1 protein-coding gene is annotated in these 529 nt (G+C 33.6%); it reads left to right on the forward strand.

Going from position 1 to position 529, the window contains the following annotated elements:
* A partial coding sequence (locus tag ACF91D_RS31605; RefSeq protein WP_392438674.1) for a PNPOx family protein occupies nt 1-330 on the forward strand: 330 nt, incomplete at its 5' end.
* Nucleotides 331-529 lie beyond the last annotated feature (199 nt).

Genomic DNA, 529 nt, shown 5'->3' on the forward strand with positions numbered 1-529 from the left:
GGAGAAATTGTTGCAATTGATATGGAACATTTGCGCTTTGCATTGTGGCCAAATACTACAACAGTACAAGGATTACGCTTAAATGGTAAAGCGAACATTGTATTTGTTTATGATCAACAAGTTTATTATATTGAACTAAGTGTTCGAGAATATCAATCACAATATGAGGGGAATGATGATAGGCTAAAATTTGAAGGTGAAATTCGCAATATAAAGATAGATAGTGCAAAGTATGCGGACATAACTTCGGGAATATCAATTCAATTACGTAATCCTAAAGACACTGTATTACGTTGGCGAGCAACAGTAACTGAGTTACTACATGATTAATTAAACATACAATAAGACATTTCAAGCAATTAGTGAAAGTCTTATTGTGTGTTTATTTCTGTTTTAAAGAACTAAGTCGAAGCGGGTTTATTGATAATAAATTGTAGCAGTGAAATTCACGGATGTGTCATGTGGATTCCTGAATGTGTGTGGTACATCACTTTTGAAGCGTAAGGCTTGGTTATGGTTAATGGAATAT

This window comes from Staphylococcus sp. 231237_7MaSpsaltlick, assembly GCF_043107035.1.